This window comes from Roseobacter sp., from assembly GCF_045106495.1.
GTDB lineage: Bacteria > Pseudomonadota > Alphaproteobacteria > Rhodobacterales > Rhodobacteraceae > Roseobacter.
Genome location: NZ_JBGCEQ010000054.1, coordinates 1 through 15,325 on the forward strand (window position 1 = coordinate 1; position 15,325 = coordinate 15,325).

Below are 15,325 nucleotides of genomic sequence, written 5' to 3' on the forward strand. Positions count from 1 at the left end.
AACAAAGCTCTTTCCCCTTGCAGGGTCCCATGGTAGATGCGCGTCAAATTAATCCCAGCAGGAGACCTCTCATGGCCCTTGAGCGCACATTTTCGATCATCAAACCCGATGCGACACGCCGTAATCTGACCGGCAAAATCAATGCCAAATTCGAGGAAGCAGGCCTGCGCATTGTTGCGCAAAAACGCATACACATGACCAAGGCACAAGCGGGTGTTTTTTACGCGGTGCATGCCGAGCGCCCGTTTTATGATGAGCTGTGCGAGTTCATGGCTTCTGAACCGGTGGTGGTTCAGGTGCTCGAGGGCGAAGGCGCCATCGCGAAAAATCGGGAGGTTATGGGTGCTACGAACCCAGCAGATGCGGCACCCGGAACAATCCGCGCTGAATTTGCTGAAAGTGTAGGCGAAAACTCCGTACACGGATCCGACGCGCCGGAAACCGCCGTCGAAGAGATTGCTTATTTCTTTTCGGGTTTGGAACTGGTGGGATAACCCAACAGCTTCAATGTTTTGCAATAGTCAGGGGTCAGCTTTTGCTGGCCCTTTTTTTGAGCTCATCCCGTGGGGCGCACGCCGATCCGATCCATGATCTGTTCAAAGGCATCAAGGCCTTTGTCGAACGACGCCGCCTTGATGGCATCAAATTTGACTCGCAGGGCTTTCTTCTCTCCGCCCTTGCAATCGTTCCAAGGGCGGTTTTGGAGCGCCATCACCAGCACGTAGTACCCAATGAAATGGGGTTTGGTCCCGTTTCGAAGTAAACGCGCATAGGCGTCATCCGCCCCAATCGAGCGGAGATCTTCGGCGCAGTGAATGCCAACGTCTGCGAAGGCCTTTTCGTAGGCGGGCCCCAGATTGCGGATCGTGGAAACAGGTGTCGTCATGCCACCAGTTTTAGGCGATCACGGCACGCATTGTCACCTGCCAAAACGGTTCTAGATGCTCGCGTAATCCGTGATAGGCGGTGGTGCGGGCCGTTCGGCGCTGCCTTGTGGCTGCGGCGTGGGTGTCTGTTTGGGGTCGGGTTTACTTTGGTTCATCGTTACAGTCCTTTACGCAAGAAGCGAAGGTTCACTTCAACTGTATAGATGATGAGTGTTTCTGCCGGGTAAAGGGCGCGCGCATGGCCAGAAAATGGCGATTAGGCTCATTCTTTGGCAATCCGGTAACATGTTTGCTGTCGGTATTCCGCGCCAGCGACCAGCGAGATCGTTGGGAAATGCGGATGATTTGGCGCATCTGGCCACCCTTGCGGTTCCAGTGCAATGCCCGCAAAAGGAGCAATGATTTGGCCGGGAAGGGCGCTTGGGCCGTCGCTGGGTAAGCCGCTGCCATTGTAAACCTGAAGCCCGGGCTCCGTGGTGGAGATGTAGAGCCGCACCCCGTTTTGGCCCGTCAGTATTGCGACATCTTTGGGCTGTATGCTTTGTCTGGATGCAATGCAGAGCGAAGCATCTAAGGATCGGTCCACGGGAACGGGCTTTGGTTCCCGAAAATCGTAGTCGGAACCGATCACGGAGGCGATCTCACCGGTCGGAAGGTTTTGCGTGTCAACTGGTAAATACTGGCCCGCATGCACCTGAAGGGAATGTTGCGAGACGTCCTCACAGTCATCGAGTGTCCAATAAGGGTGGTGCGCGATGTTCATCACGGTGTCACAGTCGCTGAATGCGGAAATTTTTAGGCAAAGAGTATCATCGTCGATCTGGTACGTCGCACTGATAGACCGCGTGCCTGGGAGACCATTCGCTGTGTCCGGTAAGTGCGCTTTTAAAACGACTTTATTCAGGCTCTGGTCTGCAATGTGCCAATCGAGTTCATTCAGTCCACCATCGCCACTATGTAGGCAATTCGCCCCCTCATTGAGCGGCATTGTAAAGCAGTAGCCATCAATTCGGACGCGGCCTTGTGCGATCCTATTGGCAACTGGTCCCACAAGAGCACCTGCGTAAAATGCGGCTGCGTCAAATGCTAATGGATCGGAAAATCCAAGAACAAGGCTGCGCGGTCGCCCCTTCAGCCAAAGCCCGGCCAATGTTGCACCGCGGGGCAGAATATGGGCGGTTAGTGCTTGGGATTGCAGAACGATCATTAAAACTCGGCTCCAGCATTGTCTTAGGTTGCTTTGTGCCACCTAAACGCCGCGTCGCCAAGTCAGCGACGCATCCGCTAAGGGGAAGGCATTTCTAGGGGGTGCGTCTGATAGTCGTGCGCCAAATACACCTGTGAGGGTTTGGCATGCCCGATGCCCGCGTTGTAAATAAACCGCTTTAGCAATTCAGTTTGAAATTCGAACTCTTTTGCTCGATCTGCAAAACCGCTTGGCAAGTGGTCTTGGGTGTCAATCTGCGCGTATTCCATCTCGCGACACATGTTCAAAAGGGGCAGGCAGATATCTGCCAATACATTTGTCGCGAGCCGTTCCGCATGGTTCGAATAAGGTTCCTGAAAGCCAATATCCTGATGAAACGCATTGTTGAGAGCACCCATGAAATCCTTGATGCGAAAAATTGCATTTCGGACACCTCCCTTGAGTTTCATGATCAAAACATGCACGCCCGATAACACTAGTCCGGGCAACTCAACCAGGAATTCAGGCATTGCCAAGACATGTGTCCCATCCGGAATCGTCGCAATGCATTTGCGAACAGAATGGGCAAGCCTTGCCACAAGGATGTCGTCAATCTTGCTTCTTTCCTGAAAAGACACGCGGTTGCGAAAACCACGCCCCAAAACTTCACATGAGCGCAGCGTGATTTCGTTGTTTTCCGCTAATGACAGGTTCAGCGTCAACACACGATCACAGAGATCAGATGGCATTGGTATTACGCTTGTTCGGTCAACCATTTCATTTATCCACTCACAAAAAAATCATGTTTCGAGGATGCCCTAAAAAAGGGAGCCAAAGGTAAACGCACCGTACGGTGCATGTTGCGTGCAATTGAAACTAATTGGAGAGATCGAATTTCTTTTGATTAAATTTGATTTATGTGGAGCCATATGAAACAACTTCAAGTTGTTCGAGGTGAATCTTGGGCGGGGTGTGACGAGATCAAACTCAACCTAAAAAAGTAAGGGAGCGGGCTTTTGGATGGGACTGATAGAGATGCGACTGATAAAGCGGATTTAACGATAATCGGTATAGGTTCATCGGCAGGTGGGCTTGAAGCGATCCGAGAATTAGTGGCAACTTTGCCCATTGATTTGCAAGTCACTTATGTTGTCGTGCAGCATATGTCACCGCACCACAAGAGCCTGATGACGGAGTTGGTAGCCCGTCAAACCAGCCTCGTTGTCGAAGATGTTGTAGATGGATCGGTGCCGCAGCCGAATGTCATTTATGTAACGCCGCCCAAAACGGATGTGATCTACGAAGATGGAAGACTATGTCTCGTCGACCCCAGCCATGAGGTGGCCTCTCCCAAGCCTTCCGTAGACAGATTTTTGCTGAGTCTCGCTGACACGCATGGCGAGAAGTCGATGGCAATTATACTGTCTGGAACCGGTACCGACGGTGCATATGGGGTTCAGGCGATCCGGGAGGCTGGCGGCATCACAATTGCGCAGGACACAGAAAGCGCAAAGTATGACGGGATGCCAATGTCTGCGATGCAAACCGGGTGTGTCGACCTGGTTTTGCGCCCATTTGAAATCGGCACCCATTTGCAGAAAATCCTGACATCGCCTCGAGATTTTGATGATTTCAGGCAGGAAACCAGCGAAAGAAGTCCATCATCGGATTTGTTGCAAATTCTGTTGGCACGCACCCGTGTTGACTTTCGCGAGTACAAACAAACGACGATTAATCGTAGGATCGAGCGCCGCATGATCGCGCTCGGGATAGAAAGTCACGAAGACTATACGCAGTTCTGCCGGGTCAATCCAAACGCGGTTGATGCGCTGTTCAAGGACTTGCTGATATCTGTAACCCGGTTTTTTCGCGACAAAAGCGAATTTGAAGCGCTCAGAGAGCTTTTGCCATCGCTTTTGGAGAAAAAACCTACCTCTCCTTTTCGAGTCTGGATTGCTGGCTGTGCGACGGGCGAAGAAGCTTATTCGATCGCGATTTTGCTTTCAGAAGCTTTGGGAGGACCAAAGATACATCTGAAGGAATATGTCCAGATTTTCGCGACGGACATTGACAAGGATGCGTTGGAAGTGGCCCGGAAAGGCGTTTACGGCATGGCTGCTTTGAATGATATTCCCAAGAATCTGGCAGATCGCTACTTCATCCAGCAAAACGATGGCATTCGTGTCATCGACTCTCTTCGCTCTGCGATTTTATTCTCTGATCACAATGTGTGTCAGGATCCGCCGTTTCAAAAGGTCGATCTACTATGCTGCCGCAACCTGTTGATTTATTTTGGTAATGCGCTTCAACACAAAGTGATGTCGCGGTTTCACTATGCGTTGACGGACACCTCTCTCATGTTTTTGGGCACGGCAGAAACTGTGGCCGGTTCCGATGAACTGTTTATTCAAGACAGCCAGTCGGCACATATTTACCGCCGTCGGTCTATTCGGCGGTCTGAGAACACAGCCTTTGCCAACCCGCGTAATGTTCCGCAGTCCCGGCGCATACCGACGCCAGCACAGGTTACTCAACCGGGCGACTCAACCGACCGCCAGATGTTCGAGGCGCTTGCGCTCGCTTTGGGCAAAAATTCGGTGCTTGTAACCAGCGAATATTCGATTGTCCGGATCTACGGCAACGTCAGCTCATTCATAGAGATCAATGAAACCAGTAACCTTAAAATGCACATTGATCTGTTGCGTAGGCCGTTTCGTGAGGAAGCACGCAGTCTGGTCACCCTTGCTTTGAAAAACTGTGAGCATCGCTCTGGCGTGCGACATCTTCTGGCGGACGATGATGATGCTGAAATCCGTCTTGATGTGTACCCGATCATCGCCCGCGATCTGAATGAGCGCGCAGCGCTGATTGTCTTTAGCGAGGTTGAGGTCGATCGGGCCCGGAACTTGATAAAACCGGAGCAATCTGGGGATGAAACTTTTGAAAGCGACAGAATCCGTCTGTTGGAGGATGAGGTCGCCACCACGCGGGAGGCATTGCAGCAAACCATTGAGGAATTGGAGACCTCCAATGAAGAGTTGCAATCACTCAACGAGGAACTTCAATCCACCAACGAAGAATTGCAAGCGACCAACGAAGAGTTGGAGACGTCCAACGAAGAGCTGCAATCCACCAATGAAGAACTGATAACGGTCAATGAAGAATTGCAAGTTACCGCCGCTGAGCTGAGCGGGCGTACCGGCGAATTGATGTCGGTGCTGGAAACGGCACCTTTGGCGATCATGGTGTTGGATACGGCATTGCAAATCTCTCAGGCAACAAATGCGGCCGCAGAAATGTTCAACCTGTCTCGGCCGGTCCTGACGCCGCACGTGAGCCAATGCGTTTTGCCCGAAAATTGTCCGGCGCTCGCGCCGATCTGTAACGAGACGCTCAAACTGGGCGAACCCATTTCGAGAGAATTCACCTCGAACGGCGGACGGTTCAAACTGACGTGTTCGCCGTTCTTTGACATGCGTGGTCAGATGAAGGGGTCGACGATGGTGGTTTCCGAGTTTCCTGGTCTTGCACAGGAACTCGATCTGATGCTCGACCATGCCGAAATCTACATGTTGAATCGGGCGCAAGATGGCACCGTACTGAGAATCAGTCAGAAGTCCGCCGGTGTTCTCGGTACGACGCGTCGGGAGGCAGAGGGCCGGAACCTCTCGGAGATTGCGGACGAAAAGACCATTGAAGCCATCAGCGGGCGTGACACAGAGTTGAGGAAATCTCCTGCCGGGTGCCTGCAAGATGTTACCGCCGTCGTCGGCAAAAATGACGGACACAAGCACTGGATGAGCACAGAAAGTTTCCTGATAGAAGACCCATCACGGAAACAACCTTCAATCTATTCCGTTGGCACGGATATTACAGACATCATTGCATCGCGTGATAAGGCGGAAGACGCTCTGGGTCAGCTGACCTTGCTGCAGGACTTGGCAAAAGTTGGGTTTTGGGCCGTCGATTTGGACACTAACGCCGTTCACTGGTCTGCCGAGGTATACCGCATCCATGGCGAAGACCCAGATGGACCGCCGCCGGACCTGTCCAAGGGCTTGGACTACTATCATCCTGAAGATCGCGGAAAGGTTGAAAGTCTCGTCTCAAAAGTTGCTAAAGAAGGCGGCGACTTTCATTTCAAGCATCGCATCATTAACCGTAAAGGAGATACGGTCAACGTAGAGTCCTTTGGTCTCGCGCGCGCAGATGTAGAGGGTGAAATCAAAAGAATTATTGGGGTTTTTCGAGCGCTTGACGACTGACACTCCCGTCATTTCTCTTCTTTGTTGGGCAAATAGGCACATTGTGCAGCGCGGGCTTTCGCCTTGACGCTCTCGAGCAACCTGCGCATTGATATAGAAAAATCAATCGGGAGATCCAAACAAATGAATTTCAAAATTACTGTGAGCGCGCTGGCATTCAGCGCAGTGGCCGGAGCGGCCGCAGCAGATTGTACGGCTGTGACCTTTTCTGACGTGGGGTGGACCGACATCACGGCCACAACCGCCGCGACAACCGTCGTTCTGGATGCGCTGGGCTACGAAACGGACATCAAGGTTTTGTCTGTACCGGTGACCTATACCTCAATGGCGCAGGGCGACGTCGATGTGTTCCTGGGCAATTGGATGCCGACAATGGAAGCCGACATTGCCCCTTACCGTGAAGAAGGCACCGTGGATACCGTGCGCGAGAATCTCGCGGGCGCGAAATACACTTTGGCGGTCAACAAGGCGGCAAAAGACCTTGGCATCAAAGACTTTTCTGATATCGCAACCCACGCCGATGCACTTGATGGTCAGATATATGGTATCGAACCCGGCAATGACGGCAATCGGTTGATACAGTCGATGATCGACGCGGATGCTTTTGGTCTCAAGGATTTCGAAGTCAAGGAAAGCTCCGAGCAGGGGATGTTGGCGCAGGTCGAACGCTTGACCAAAAAGGACGAGCCGATCGTTTTTCTGGGGTGGGAACCGCACCCGATGAACGCGAACTTTGATATGGGGTATCTGACTGGCGGCGATGACTTTTTCGGGCCTAACCTGGGCGGTGCGTCCGTTTTCACAAACACGCGCAAAGGCTACAGCGCCGAGTGCCCGAATGTAGGTAAACTACTTGGCAACCTCAGCTTTACGCTGGCCATGGAGAACGAAATCATGGGCGCCATTCTGAACGACGGCACCGATCCCAGCGACGCGGCGACAGGCTGGCTCAAAGCCAATCCCGATACGTTTACGGCATGGTTGGACGGGGTGACCACCTTGGATGGTGGCGACAGTGTGGCTGCTGTCAAAACCGCACTGGGACTTTAAAACAAGGACCCCGCCATTGCGCAAATGGCGGGGTTTCTCCGTAAAGAGGGGTGCGTGTTTTGCTGGAATGGCTGACCGAAACGAAAATACCTGTCGGCAAGACAGCAGCAGCTTTTTTTGACTGGCTCCAGGAAAACGGTGAATGGTTCTTTGACGGACTCGCTGTTTTTATGGAAGGAATGATCGACTTGATCCTCTGGGTGCTCCAGACGCCTCATCCCTTTATCATCATCGCGGCGTTTGTCGCTGGCACTTGGTTCTTGCAACGCAGCTGGAAAATCTGTGTCTTCGTGGTCCTCGGTTTTCTGTTCATTCTCAATCAGGACTATTGGGAAGAAATGACGGAAAGCATCACGCTTGTGCTTTCTGCCTGTGTGGTCTGCATGGCGGTTGGTGTTCCCATCGGTATCGCAGCGGCTCATCGTCCGCGTCTGTTTCAGGCCATGCGACCGGTTCTGGACTTAATGCAAACCTTGCCGACTTTCGTATATCTTATTCCAGCGATTGTATTTTTTGGGATCGGGATGGTGCCCGGCCTGATCGCAACGGTGATCTTTGTGGTGCCCGCGCCCATCAGGCTAACGCACCTTGGGATCAGTTCGACGCCTCAGCCTTTGCTCGAAGCCGCCGATGCCTTTGGAGCCACGCCTTTGCAGAAACTATGGAAAGTTGAATTGCCTTACGCGCTGCCCCAGATCATGGCCGGCCTGAATCAGACCATCATGCTGTCGCTCTCCATGGTCGTGATTGCGGCGCTCGTTGGCGCGGACGGGCTAGGCGTGCCGGTGGTGCGCGCACTGAACCAGGTGAACACGTCACTTGGGTTTGAAAGCGGATTTATCATCGTTGTTGTCGCGATCATGCTCGACCGGATGCTGCGGGTGGATCGCAAATGACCAATGCAGTTGAATTTGACAATGTTTCTATCGTGTTTGGCAATGCGCCGAAAACAGCGCTGCCTGAGATGGATGCGCTGAAATCACGCGCTGAAGTGCAAGAAGCAACCGATCAGGTGCTCGGGGTTCACAATTGCTCCTTGAGCGTTCAGGCCGGTGAAATATTGGTGTTGATGGGGCTATCCGGGTCGGGGAAATCAACGTTGCTGCGTGCGGTAAACGGATTGAACCCGGTGGTGCGTGGCGCGGTGCGGGTGTTTGATGGTGATTGGTCCTGTGATGTGACCCATAGCACGCCCAACGATCTGCGACGGGTGCGGCGTGAATGCGTGTCGATGGTTTTCCAGCAGTTTGGACTCTTGCCTTGGCGCAGCGTGCGCGAAAACGTCGCTTTGGGTCTTGAGCTGGCGGATATTCCCAAAAGTGACCGTTATGCGCGTGTAGACCGACAGCTTGAGCTCGTCGGCCTGTCAGAATGGGCGGAACGGAAAGTGGCCGAGCTTTCGGGCGGCATGCAGCAGCGTGTAGGTTTGGCGCGCGCCTTCACGACGGAAGCGCCGATCCTGCTGATGGACGAACCCTTTTCTGCCCTCGACCCGTTGATCCGAACTCGTTTGCAGGACGAACTGCTTGACCTGCAACGCGACCTCCAGCGGACAATTATTTTTGTCAGCCACGATCTGGATGAGGCGTTCAAGCTGGGCGACCGCATTGCCATCATGGAAGGCGGGCGCATCGTTCAATGTGGTTCTCCGCAGGAGATTTTTTCCAATCCGATCAATGACTATGTGGCCGACTTCGTAGCTCACATGAACCCGTTGGGTGTCCTCAGCGCCGGCGATGTGATGGAACCCGCAAGTGGACCTACTGATCAGAGCGTTCCGTCAGATATGGGTGTGGAAGAAGTCATGCGCAAACTGTTGCAGACGGATGACCCAATTGGCGTGCAAGAGAACGGCGCTCAGGTTGGTCAGATCACCAAAAGTGGCGTGATCGCGCGCATTCTGGATCCGCGCGCCACGTCGTGAAGGATCTTGCTATTCCTGAATGGTTTGCAGCCATGCTACAAGGTCTGCAACGGGTTTGCTGGTCATGATCGGCTGTCCGGTTTCGGCGGCGATGGCAGTGTCCTGTCCCTCAAAAAACCAACCGTAGACCGGCATGTCGCTGCCGTGGCTGACCAACGGATCGCGGCCATCTATGCGCTTGACCACGCGGTAAACCGGAAAGACGCCGTCTGCTGTGGTTGATAGTTTTGTCAGATTCGAAGGCTGAACCAGAAGAACTGGTGCCATTGGCCCGTTTCCTTTGGCTTCGCGTCCGTGGCAGGCCGCGCAATGCAAGCCAAAGAGTTCTTGGCCTTCGTCCAGATCCTGTGCGGATAGTGTGCTTCCAAAGCACAATAAAACAATAGCAAGAAAACGCATGTTCATCTCCTCATTTTCCATTATCGCAAACGTATCGGAAATAGCGGTTAGCCTGCGTTGACTTGTATCAAACCCAAAGTCGGAATTGAACCGTAAGTGAGCTTTGCAACTGCTTGGTGCGCTGTGCGACACAAACAGTTTGAGGTGCGCCGTCAGGACAAAGTGAAAAACTTATGAGGTATCCCGCTTGAACAGAAGAAGCTTTCTCAACGGCGACTCTCGCCTCTTAGTTGACGCGAGGTGGGGTGACAGATGCAGAAGTAACAGAAGTTAGCCGTTACAGATCTCGCGAAAAATCTCTTATTACGCCGACGAAAGATGTCTTTTTTTGTACGCGTTCAGACCGGTTCATCACCCATGCCAGAGTTAAAAGCATAGCGACAACCTGCCTACAGCGGCAAACCAGGTGTGACGTAGCTCTCGGCAATTCAAGGACAGGGTCAGTCGGTCGGTGGCAGCTTACACGCGCGCGTCAAAAATCGCTTTGGCATCCTCAATCGATGCGGCTTCTCGAGGCTTCGAAGCCTCGTTTTTACTTTTAGGGTGGGCGAGGCCGCGTCCGACGATTTCATCGCAGCATTCACAAGGCGTTGTAGTGAGCTCCGACGCTTCATAATGGACGGCCAGGTTCGTGCCCAAAGGTTACCAAGGCAGGGCGCTCAGAGAACGCTTCAGGTAGGCGTCTACTTCCACGCAGGCCCGAGGCAGACAAGATTAGGTCAAAGCATCACTCCGATGCGGATGGCAGCGCGGAGGCCGTCGATCAGGCGGATTTTGATATCAGGGCCGGCGCAGGCGGGAATATGAGACATGCCTGCGCATCCCAGAACAACAGACTGAACGGCATCCTCTTCTTGAGCCTGTTTTATTGCTTGCAGCACACGATTGGCCGAGGCTTCAGGATCTGTTTCAAGCGCCAAGACAGGAACGTCCGCTGCCCGTACTTTGGCAAGGTGGCGGCTCAGGCCGTAGCGCTCGATGTTTCGGGTTAAAACCGGAACCGCCTCTGGCACCGTCGTAACCACGGAAAACCGAGGCCCCGCCAGAGTTGCCATATGATATCCGGCCTGTCCGATCCCGATGACCGGACAGGTTGCTTGTTTTCGAGCCTCTGCAAGCCCTGTGTCATCCGCACATCCGATGATAATTGTGCGCGCACCTTGATCTGAGGCCTTTGCCACCAATTCGAGCAGCGGCGGCACGCAGGCCTCGCCGTCTTCTGGGCCTTGAATGGCGGCTGGTCCATCATGGGATGTCCAGGCTTCGATCTGGCTGAGAGGTCTGGCTTTTTTCGCAGTTGCCAACATGGTTTGCGTCATAGACGTGGTGCTGTTCGGGTTGATGATGACGATCATACCATGCCCTTGCCAGCATCATTCCCTTGCGCCGTACGGCGTCGGTTGAACCAAAGGGCAATACCAAGAAAAAGACCGATTACCAAAAGTGAAAAGACCGTGGTCAAAGTACCGAGCGCATAGAGCACTGGAGAGGTCACATTCGTTGTCATGCCGTAGATTTCTAACGGCAAGGTGTTCTTGCTCCCTGATGTCAGCAGGGTGCGCGCAAATTCGTCGTAACTGAGCGTGAAACCGAAAAGGGCCACACCAATCAGTGAGGGCGCGATGATGGGCAGAACGACATAGCGGACTGTCTGCCATGCAGTGGCCCCCTGATCACGGGCGGCTTCTTCGTAGCTTTTGTCAAATCGGTTAAACACCGCGAACATGATCAAAAGACCAAAGGGCAGGGTCCAGGTCAGCTGCGCGCCAAAGCCTGAGGTTGCCCAATGCACATTGATCCCGGCCTGAGAAAAGAGCAATCCGACGCCCAGGGAGATCAGGATCGACGGGATCACCAGTGCAGTGACAATCAGATAGAACAGGATGGATGATCCGGGGAACCTTTTGCGAAACGCCAACCCGCCCATGACGGAAACAACGATGGTAGTCACCATGACCATCAGGCCCAGCACTAGGCTCCGGCGAAAGCTGCCCCAAATGTCGCCAACCGCTTGCTGTTCGAAAAGGTCGTAAAACCAGTGCAAAGAGACACCGCGCATGGGGAAGGTCAGCCCGCCGCCGGGTCCTTGAAACGACAGGATCCCGATGGTGAGCGTGGGGCCATAAAGGAACAGAATGAACAGTACGAAAAAGCCGGTCAGAACGTAAAAAGAACGGGAGCGCGGTTCCATGTCAAAGCTCCTTTCGGATGTCGACAAAGCGTAGCAGGATCCCAATGACGATCAGGACAGTCAGCAGCAGCACAATCGCGGTCGCCGAAGCCGATGGGTATTGCAGCAGGGAAATGTCGTTTGAGATGAGCCGTCCGACGTTGGCGGATTGGCTGCCAGACATGATCCGCACTGTGAAGAAATCGCCCATGACCAGTGTGACCACAAAGATCGTACCGATCATGATGCCAGGTTTTGTCAGGGGCAAGATAACGTTCCAAAGAATTTGTGCGCCGCTGGCACCGGCGTCGCGCGCCGCCTCAATCAGGGATTTATCGATCCGCATCATGGTGTTGAAGATCGGGACAACCATAAAGAGCGTATAGATATGCACAAAAGCCAATACGACTGAGAAATCGCTGAACAGCAACCACTCCAGCGGCTCATCAATCACGCCCCATGAGATCAAGGTGGAATTGGCGATGCCGTTGCGGCCCAGAAACGGGATCCAACTGATCATGCGGATGATGTTGGAGGTCCAAAAGGGGATGGTGCACAGCAAAAACAGCGCGATTTGCCATGTCAGGCTGCGAATATGAAAGGCCAGGTAATAGGCAACCGTAAAGCCGATAAGAAAGGTGAAAATCCACGTCAAAATGGCGTATTTAAACGTGTTGATGAAAACAGTGTAGGTGACCGGTGAGCCGAAAAGGAACTCATAGTTGTCAAACTGAAAGGCCGGAATGATCGAGAATTCGGTCGCTTGCCAGAAGCTGACTATCAGGATCATCGCGATGGGCAGCACAAGGAAAAAAAACAGAACAACTGCAAGAGGTGATACCATCAACCACCCGGTAACCGCACTGTTCTTGAGGATTTTTTGCATGGGCTTCCGACGCGATGAGAAGGGGAATGAACAGGGGGCGCAGACCCGCGCCCCCGACCATGTCAGGCTGCGATGAACTCATTCCATTTGCGCACCATGTACTGGTTCTCATCCATGACAGAGTTCCAGCAGGCGACGGCGCCCATCCGTTCGATGAAGGATCCACCGTCACGGACTGCACCGGGTCCTTCGAGCACAGCGCCGCTCGGGCTGACAATGTCGCCTTGAGACTCTTTGCCTTCGTACCAGAAGCCCCATTCGTCCTCGGACATGAAGAGTTTCGAGGTTTCCGGAACAGCAGAGTAATATCCCTGACGCATAAGGAAACCACCGACCCAGCCGCTCAGATACCAGTTGATGTACTCATATGCCGCATCAAGCTTGGCGCCTTCGAGGCTTGCCGCCAAGCCCATTCCGCCGCCCCAGGACCGGTAGCCCTCTTCCAGCGGCTGATAGACACATGGGATGCCCTGCGACCGAACCGCCGTGATGGCAGGTGACCACATTGACTGGATTACCACCTCGCCAGACGCCATCAGGTTCACGCTTTCATCGAAAGACTTCCAGAAGGCGCGGAACTGACCGTTTTTCTTGGCTTCGGTAAAGATGCCGAGTGTGAGGTCGATCTCTTCCTTTGTCATGTTGCCCTTGTCGGGGTATTTGTATTCACCCATGGATTCCACGACCATCGCCATGTCCATGATACCGATGGATGAGATGTCAAGGATCGATGCTTTGCCTTTGAATTCAGGGTTCAGCAGTTCTGACCAGTTGCTGATAGGGCGCCCGATGAGGTCCGGACGAATGCCAAGAGTATCCGCGTTGTAGATCGTCGGGATCAGAGTCATCCAACCGGACTCGTTGTCAACAAATGACTTGCCGTCACTGCCTTCGACAAACCCCACAGTATGAGGCGCGGTGCCTTGGGCAATCTCACTTGTCGGGGTCAGCTTCCCGCTGCGGAAGGTCCCTGCGATTTTATCATAATTGGCGATCTTGGAAGTATCCATGGCCTGCAGGTTGCCCGTGGGCCAGACCTTTTTGCAGATCCAGTATTCGATGTCGGCAATGTCAAAACTGTCGGGCTGGGTGGCCACACGTTGCGTCACACTGTCGGAATCCAATGCCGTCATTTCCATCGTGATCCCAAGGTCTTCAAACGCTTTTTCCGCAATTTCGTTGAACGCCGAAACTCCGGTGCCCGCTTGCCGCAAGACGATATTGGATTGGGCCCAGACCATCGGGGCGGCCACTGTGCCTGCCGCTGCCGCAACGCCGGTCTTCAGCAATGTGCGCCTGCTCAGTCCGTTTCTCTTGGTGTATCTTGTCATAGTGTCTCTCCTTGTCGCTTCTATATGCCGCTTTTCATGCGGTCACTTGGTGTTGATTTTTCGGATCCCAGATCAAACCAATCTGATCACCTGGGTTATGGGGTTTGGCAAAGAAGTCAGCGTCAGGCATCAGCGCTGTAACCTCTTGATCACCGGCAATTTTCGTGAGGATCGACACGTGCGTGCCCTGGTACTCGATCGTCAGCACATTGGCGTCCAACCGACCTTTCTGGGGTGCGGTGGTGGACACCGCATCGGTGCGGATGGCGACATTGCCTTCCGGCAATGCGATAACATTGTGACCGCCCATGAATTGCGCAACAAATTTCGTTTTTGGCGTGTTGAAAATTTCACGTGCAGGGCCCGCCTGTTCGATCACTGCGTTGTTCATCACCACGATTTCATCGGCAAGAGCGAGGGCTTCATCCTGACCATGCGTGACGTGTAAAAAACTGATGCCTAGTTCTTTTTGCAGCTTGCGCAGTTCGCTGCGCATGCGGATACGCAGAAAGGGATCCAACGCCGAAAGCGGTTCGTCCAGTAGCAAAACCTGCGGTCTGGTGATCAATGCGCGGGCTAGCGCAACGCGTTGTTGCTGTCCGCCGGACAATTGTGCCGGCAACCGATCCATCAAGGATGTCAAATCAACCAATTCCAGCATTTCGCCGGCCTTGGCGTGACGTTCCACCTTGGAAACACCTTTCATCTTGAGGCTGAAGGAGACGTTGTCGAGAACGCTAAGATGCGGGAACAAAGCATAATTTTGAAACATCATGGCCGTGCCGCGTTTGGCCGAGGCGAGACCGGAGATGTCGCGTCCACCCAGAAGGATCGACCCCTCACTCACCGTTTCATGTCCTGCGATCATCCGCAGTGTTGACGATTTGCCGCAGCCGGAAGGCCCGAGCAAACAGGTATAGCTTGAGGTTTGGAAATGGTGGCTGATGGCGGACACGGCAACCGTATTTCCGTAGCGCTTGGTGAGTGACACCAATTCCAGATCTTGCTTGTTTGCGTTCATAGTTTCCCCGCTTTAAGTTATGAGGGCTGGCCGCAGCCGTGTTGAAAAGCACAACAGGTGTGAAAACCGTCCCGGCATCGCTGGCTGCTATATAATTAATCGCTTTGAGTTGGATATGATTAACATTTAATCGAAATATTGTATACAACTTGAGTATTATTTTGCATTCAATAGGGGTGCTCTTGTCCAACAGACAGTTTGTTGGC

The 15,325-nt window shown here is 53.3% G+C and carries 14 protein-coding genes; 5 read left to right on the forward strand and 9 right to left on the reverse strand.

Annotated elements, in window-relative coordinates:
* Positions 1 to 71: 71 nt before the first annotated feature.
* The gene (gene ndk, locus AB8B75_RS20965; RefSeq protein WP_405364987.1) at positions 72 to 494 is read left to right on the forward strand and encodes a nucleoside-diphosphate kinase; all 423 of its coding nucleotides are present in this window, start codon (positions 72 to 74) and stop codon (positions 492 to 494) included.
* Positions 495 to 556: 62 nt separating this feature from the next.
* Here ndk and AB8B75_RS20970 read toward each other — a convergent pair whose 3' ends face one another.
* The 3 genes from AB8B75_RS20970 to AB8B75_RS20980 form a co-directional block, all read right to left on the reverse strand.
* A complete protein-coding gene (locus AB8B75_RS20970; RefSeq protein WP_405364989.1) occupies positions 557 to 886 on the reverse strand; it encodes a TfoX/Sxy family protein in 330 nt (109 codons plus the stop codon).
* A gap of 263 nt (positions 887 to 1,149) precedes the next feature.
* Entirely contained in the window at positions 1,150 to 2,094 is a 945-nt protein-coding gene (locus AB8B75_RS20975; protein WP_405364991.1) for an aldose epimerase family protein, read from the reverse strand.
* 77 nt (positions 2,095 to 2,171) lie between these two features.
* Positions 2,172 to 2,849 carry a hypothetical protein gene (locus AB8B75_RS20980; RefSeq protein WP_405364992.1) on the reverse strand — a complete coding sequence of 226 codons (678 nt, stop codon included), beginning with the start codon at positions 2,847 to 2,849 and terminating at the stop codon, positions 2,172 to 2,174.
* Between the two features lie 240 nt (positions 2,850 to 3,089).
* Here AB8B75_RS20980 and AB8B75_RS20985 point away from each other — a divergent pair, with 240 nt between their 5' ends.
* The 4 genes from AB8B75_RS20985 (at position 3,090) to choV (ending at position 9,312) form a co-directional block, all read left to right on the forward strand.
* Positions 3,090 to 6,338: a chemotaxis protein CheB gene (locus AB8B75_RS20985; protein ID WP_405364994.1), complete on the forward strand. Its 3,249-nt coding sequence runs from the start codon at positions 3,090 to 3,092 to the stop codon at positions 6,336 to 6,338.
* A gap of 123 nt (positions 6,339 to 6,461) precedes the next feature.
* Positions 6,462 to 7,388: a choline ABC transporter substrate-binding protein gene (locus AB8B75_RS20990; RefSeq protein ID WP_405364996.1), complete on the forward strand. Its 927-nt coding sequence runs from the start codon at positions 6,462 to 6,464 to the stop codon at positions 7,386 to 7,388.
* Positions 7,389 to 7,450: 62 nt separating this feature from the next.
* Positions 7,451 to 8,284: a choline ABC transporter permease subunit gene (gene choW, locus AB8B75_RS20995; protein ID WP_405365045.1), complete on the forward strand. Its 834-nt coding sequence runs from the start codon at positions 7,451 to 7,453 to the stop codon at positions 8,282 to 8,284.
* Positions 8,281 to 9,312 (forward strand): choline ABC transporter ATP-binding protein, encoded by a 1,032-nt coding sequence (gene choV / locus AB8B75_RS21000; protein ID WP_405364997.1) that lies wholly within the window; start codon positions 8,281 to 8,283, stop codon positions 9,310 to 9,312. Before choW ends, choV begins: the two co-directional genes overlap by 4 nt.
* A gap of 9 nt (positions 9,313 to 9,321) precedes the next feature.
* Here choV and AB8B75_RS21005 read toward each other — a convergent pair whose 3' ends face one another.
* The 6 genes from AB8B75_RS21005 to AB8B75_RS21030 all read right to left on the reverse strand — a co-directional run bounded on the left by AB8B75_RS21005 (position 9,322) and on the right by AB8B75_RS21030 (position 15,119).
* Positions 9,322 to 9,711: a c-type cytochrome gene (locus AB8B75_RS21005; protein ID WP_405364999.1), complete on the reverse strand. Its 390-nt coding sequence runs from the start codon at positions 9,709 to 9,711 to the stop codon at positions 9,322 to 9,324.
* Between the two features lie 719 nt (positions 9,712 to 10,430).
* Positions 10,431 to 11,066, reverse strand: coding sequence for an aspartate/glutamate racemase family protein (locus AB8B75_RS21010; protein ID WP_405365001.1), 636 nt, complete (start codon positions 11,064 to 11,066; stop codon positions 10,431 to 10,433).
* Positions 11,063 to 11,902 (reverse strand): ABC transporter permease, encoded by an 840-nt coding sequence (locus AB8B75_RS21015; protein WP_405365003.1) that lies wholly within the window; start codon positions 11,900 to 11,902, stop codon positions 11,063 to 11,065. Before AB8B75_RS21015 ends, AB8B75_RS21010 begins: the two co-directional genes overlap by 4 nt.
* 1 nt (position 11,903) lies before the next feature.
* Positions 11,904 to 12,767 carry an ABC transporter permease gene (locus AB8B75_RS21020; protein ID WP_405365004.1) on the reverse strand — a complete coding sequence of 288 codons (864 nt, stop codon included), beginning with the start codon at positions 12,765 to 12,767 and terminating at the stop codon, positions 11,904 to 11,906.
* A 62-nt stretch (positions 12,768 to 12,829) separates the two neighbouring features.
* On the reverse strand, positions 12,830 to 14,098 hold the full coding sequence (locus AB8B75_RS21025; protein ID WP_405365006.1) for a PotD/PotF family extracellular solute-binding protein: 1,269 nt from the start codon (positions 14,096 to 14,098) through the stop codon (positions 12,830 to 12,832).
* Between the two features lie 34 nt (positions 14,099 to 14,132).
* On the reverse strand, positions 14,133 to 15,119 hold the full coding sequence (locus AB8B75_RS21030; RefSeq protein ID WP_405365008.1) for an ABC transporter ATP-binding protein: 987 nt from the start codon (positions 15,117 to 15,119) through the stop codon (positions 14,133 to 14,135).
* Positions 15,120 to 15,325: the final 206 nt, after the last annotated feature.

What these genes read in the sequence shown, in the direction of transcription:
- ndk (WP_405364987.1), top strand. Translation starts at nt 72, where the DNA reads ATGGCCCTTGAGCGCACATTTTCGATCATCAAACCCGATGCGACACGC.
- AB8B75_RS20970 (WP_405364989.1), bottom strand. Translation starts at nt 886, where the DNA reads ATGACGACACCTGTTTCCACGATCCGCAATCTGGGGCCCGCCTACGAA.
- AB8B75_RS20975 (WP_405364991.1), bottom strand. Translation starts at nt 2,094, where the DNA reads ATGATCGTTCTGCAATCCCAAGCACTAACCGCCCATATTCTGCCCCGC.
- AB8B75_RS20980 (WP_405364992.1), bottom strand. Translation starts at nt 2,849, where the DNA reads ATGGTTGACCGAACAAGCGTAATACCAATGCCATCTGATCTCTGTGAT.
- AB8B75_RS20990 (WP_405364996.1), top strand. Translation starts at nt 6,462, where the DNA reads ATGAATTTCAAAATTACTGTGAGCGCGCTGGCATTCAGCGCAGTGGCC.
- choV (WP_405364997.1), top strand. Translation starts at nt 8,281, where the DNA reads ATGACCAATGCAGTTGAATTTGACAATGTTTCTATCGTGTTTGGCAAT.
- AB8B75_RS21005 (WP_405364999.1), bottom strand. Translation starts at nt 9,711, where the DNA reads ATGCGTTTTCTTGCTATTGTTTTATTGTGCTTTGGAAGCACACTATCC.
- AB8B75_RS21010 (WP_405365001.1), bottom strand. Translation starts at nt 11,066, where the DNA reads ATGATCGTCATCATCAACCCGAACAGCACCACGTCTATGACGCAAACC.
- AB8B75_RS21015 (WP_405365003.1), bottom strand. Translation starts at nt 11,902, where the DNA reads ATGGAACCGCGCTCCCGTTCTTTTTACGTTCTGACCGGCTTTTTCGTA.
- AB8B75_RS21020 (WP_405365004.1), bottom strand. Translation starts at nt 12,767, where the DNA reads ATGCAAAAAATCCTCAAGAACAGTGCGGTTACCGGGTGGTTGATGGTA.
- AB8B75_RS21025 (WP_405365006.1), bottom strand. Translation starts at nt 14,098, where the DNA reads ATGACAAGATACACCAAGAGAAACGGACTGAGCAGGCGCACATTGCTG.
- AB8B75_RS21030 (WP_405365008.1), bottom strand. Translation starts at nt 15,119, where the DNA reads ATGAACGCAAACAAGCAAGATCTGGAATTGGTGTCACTCACCAAGCGC.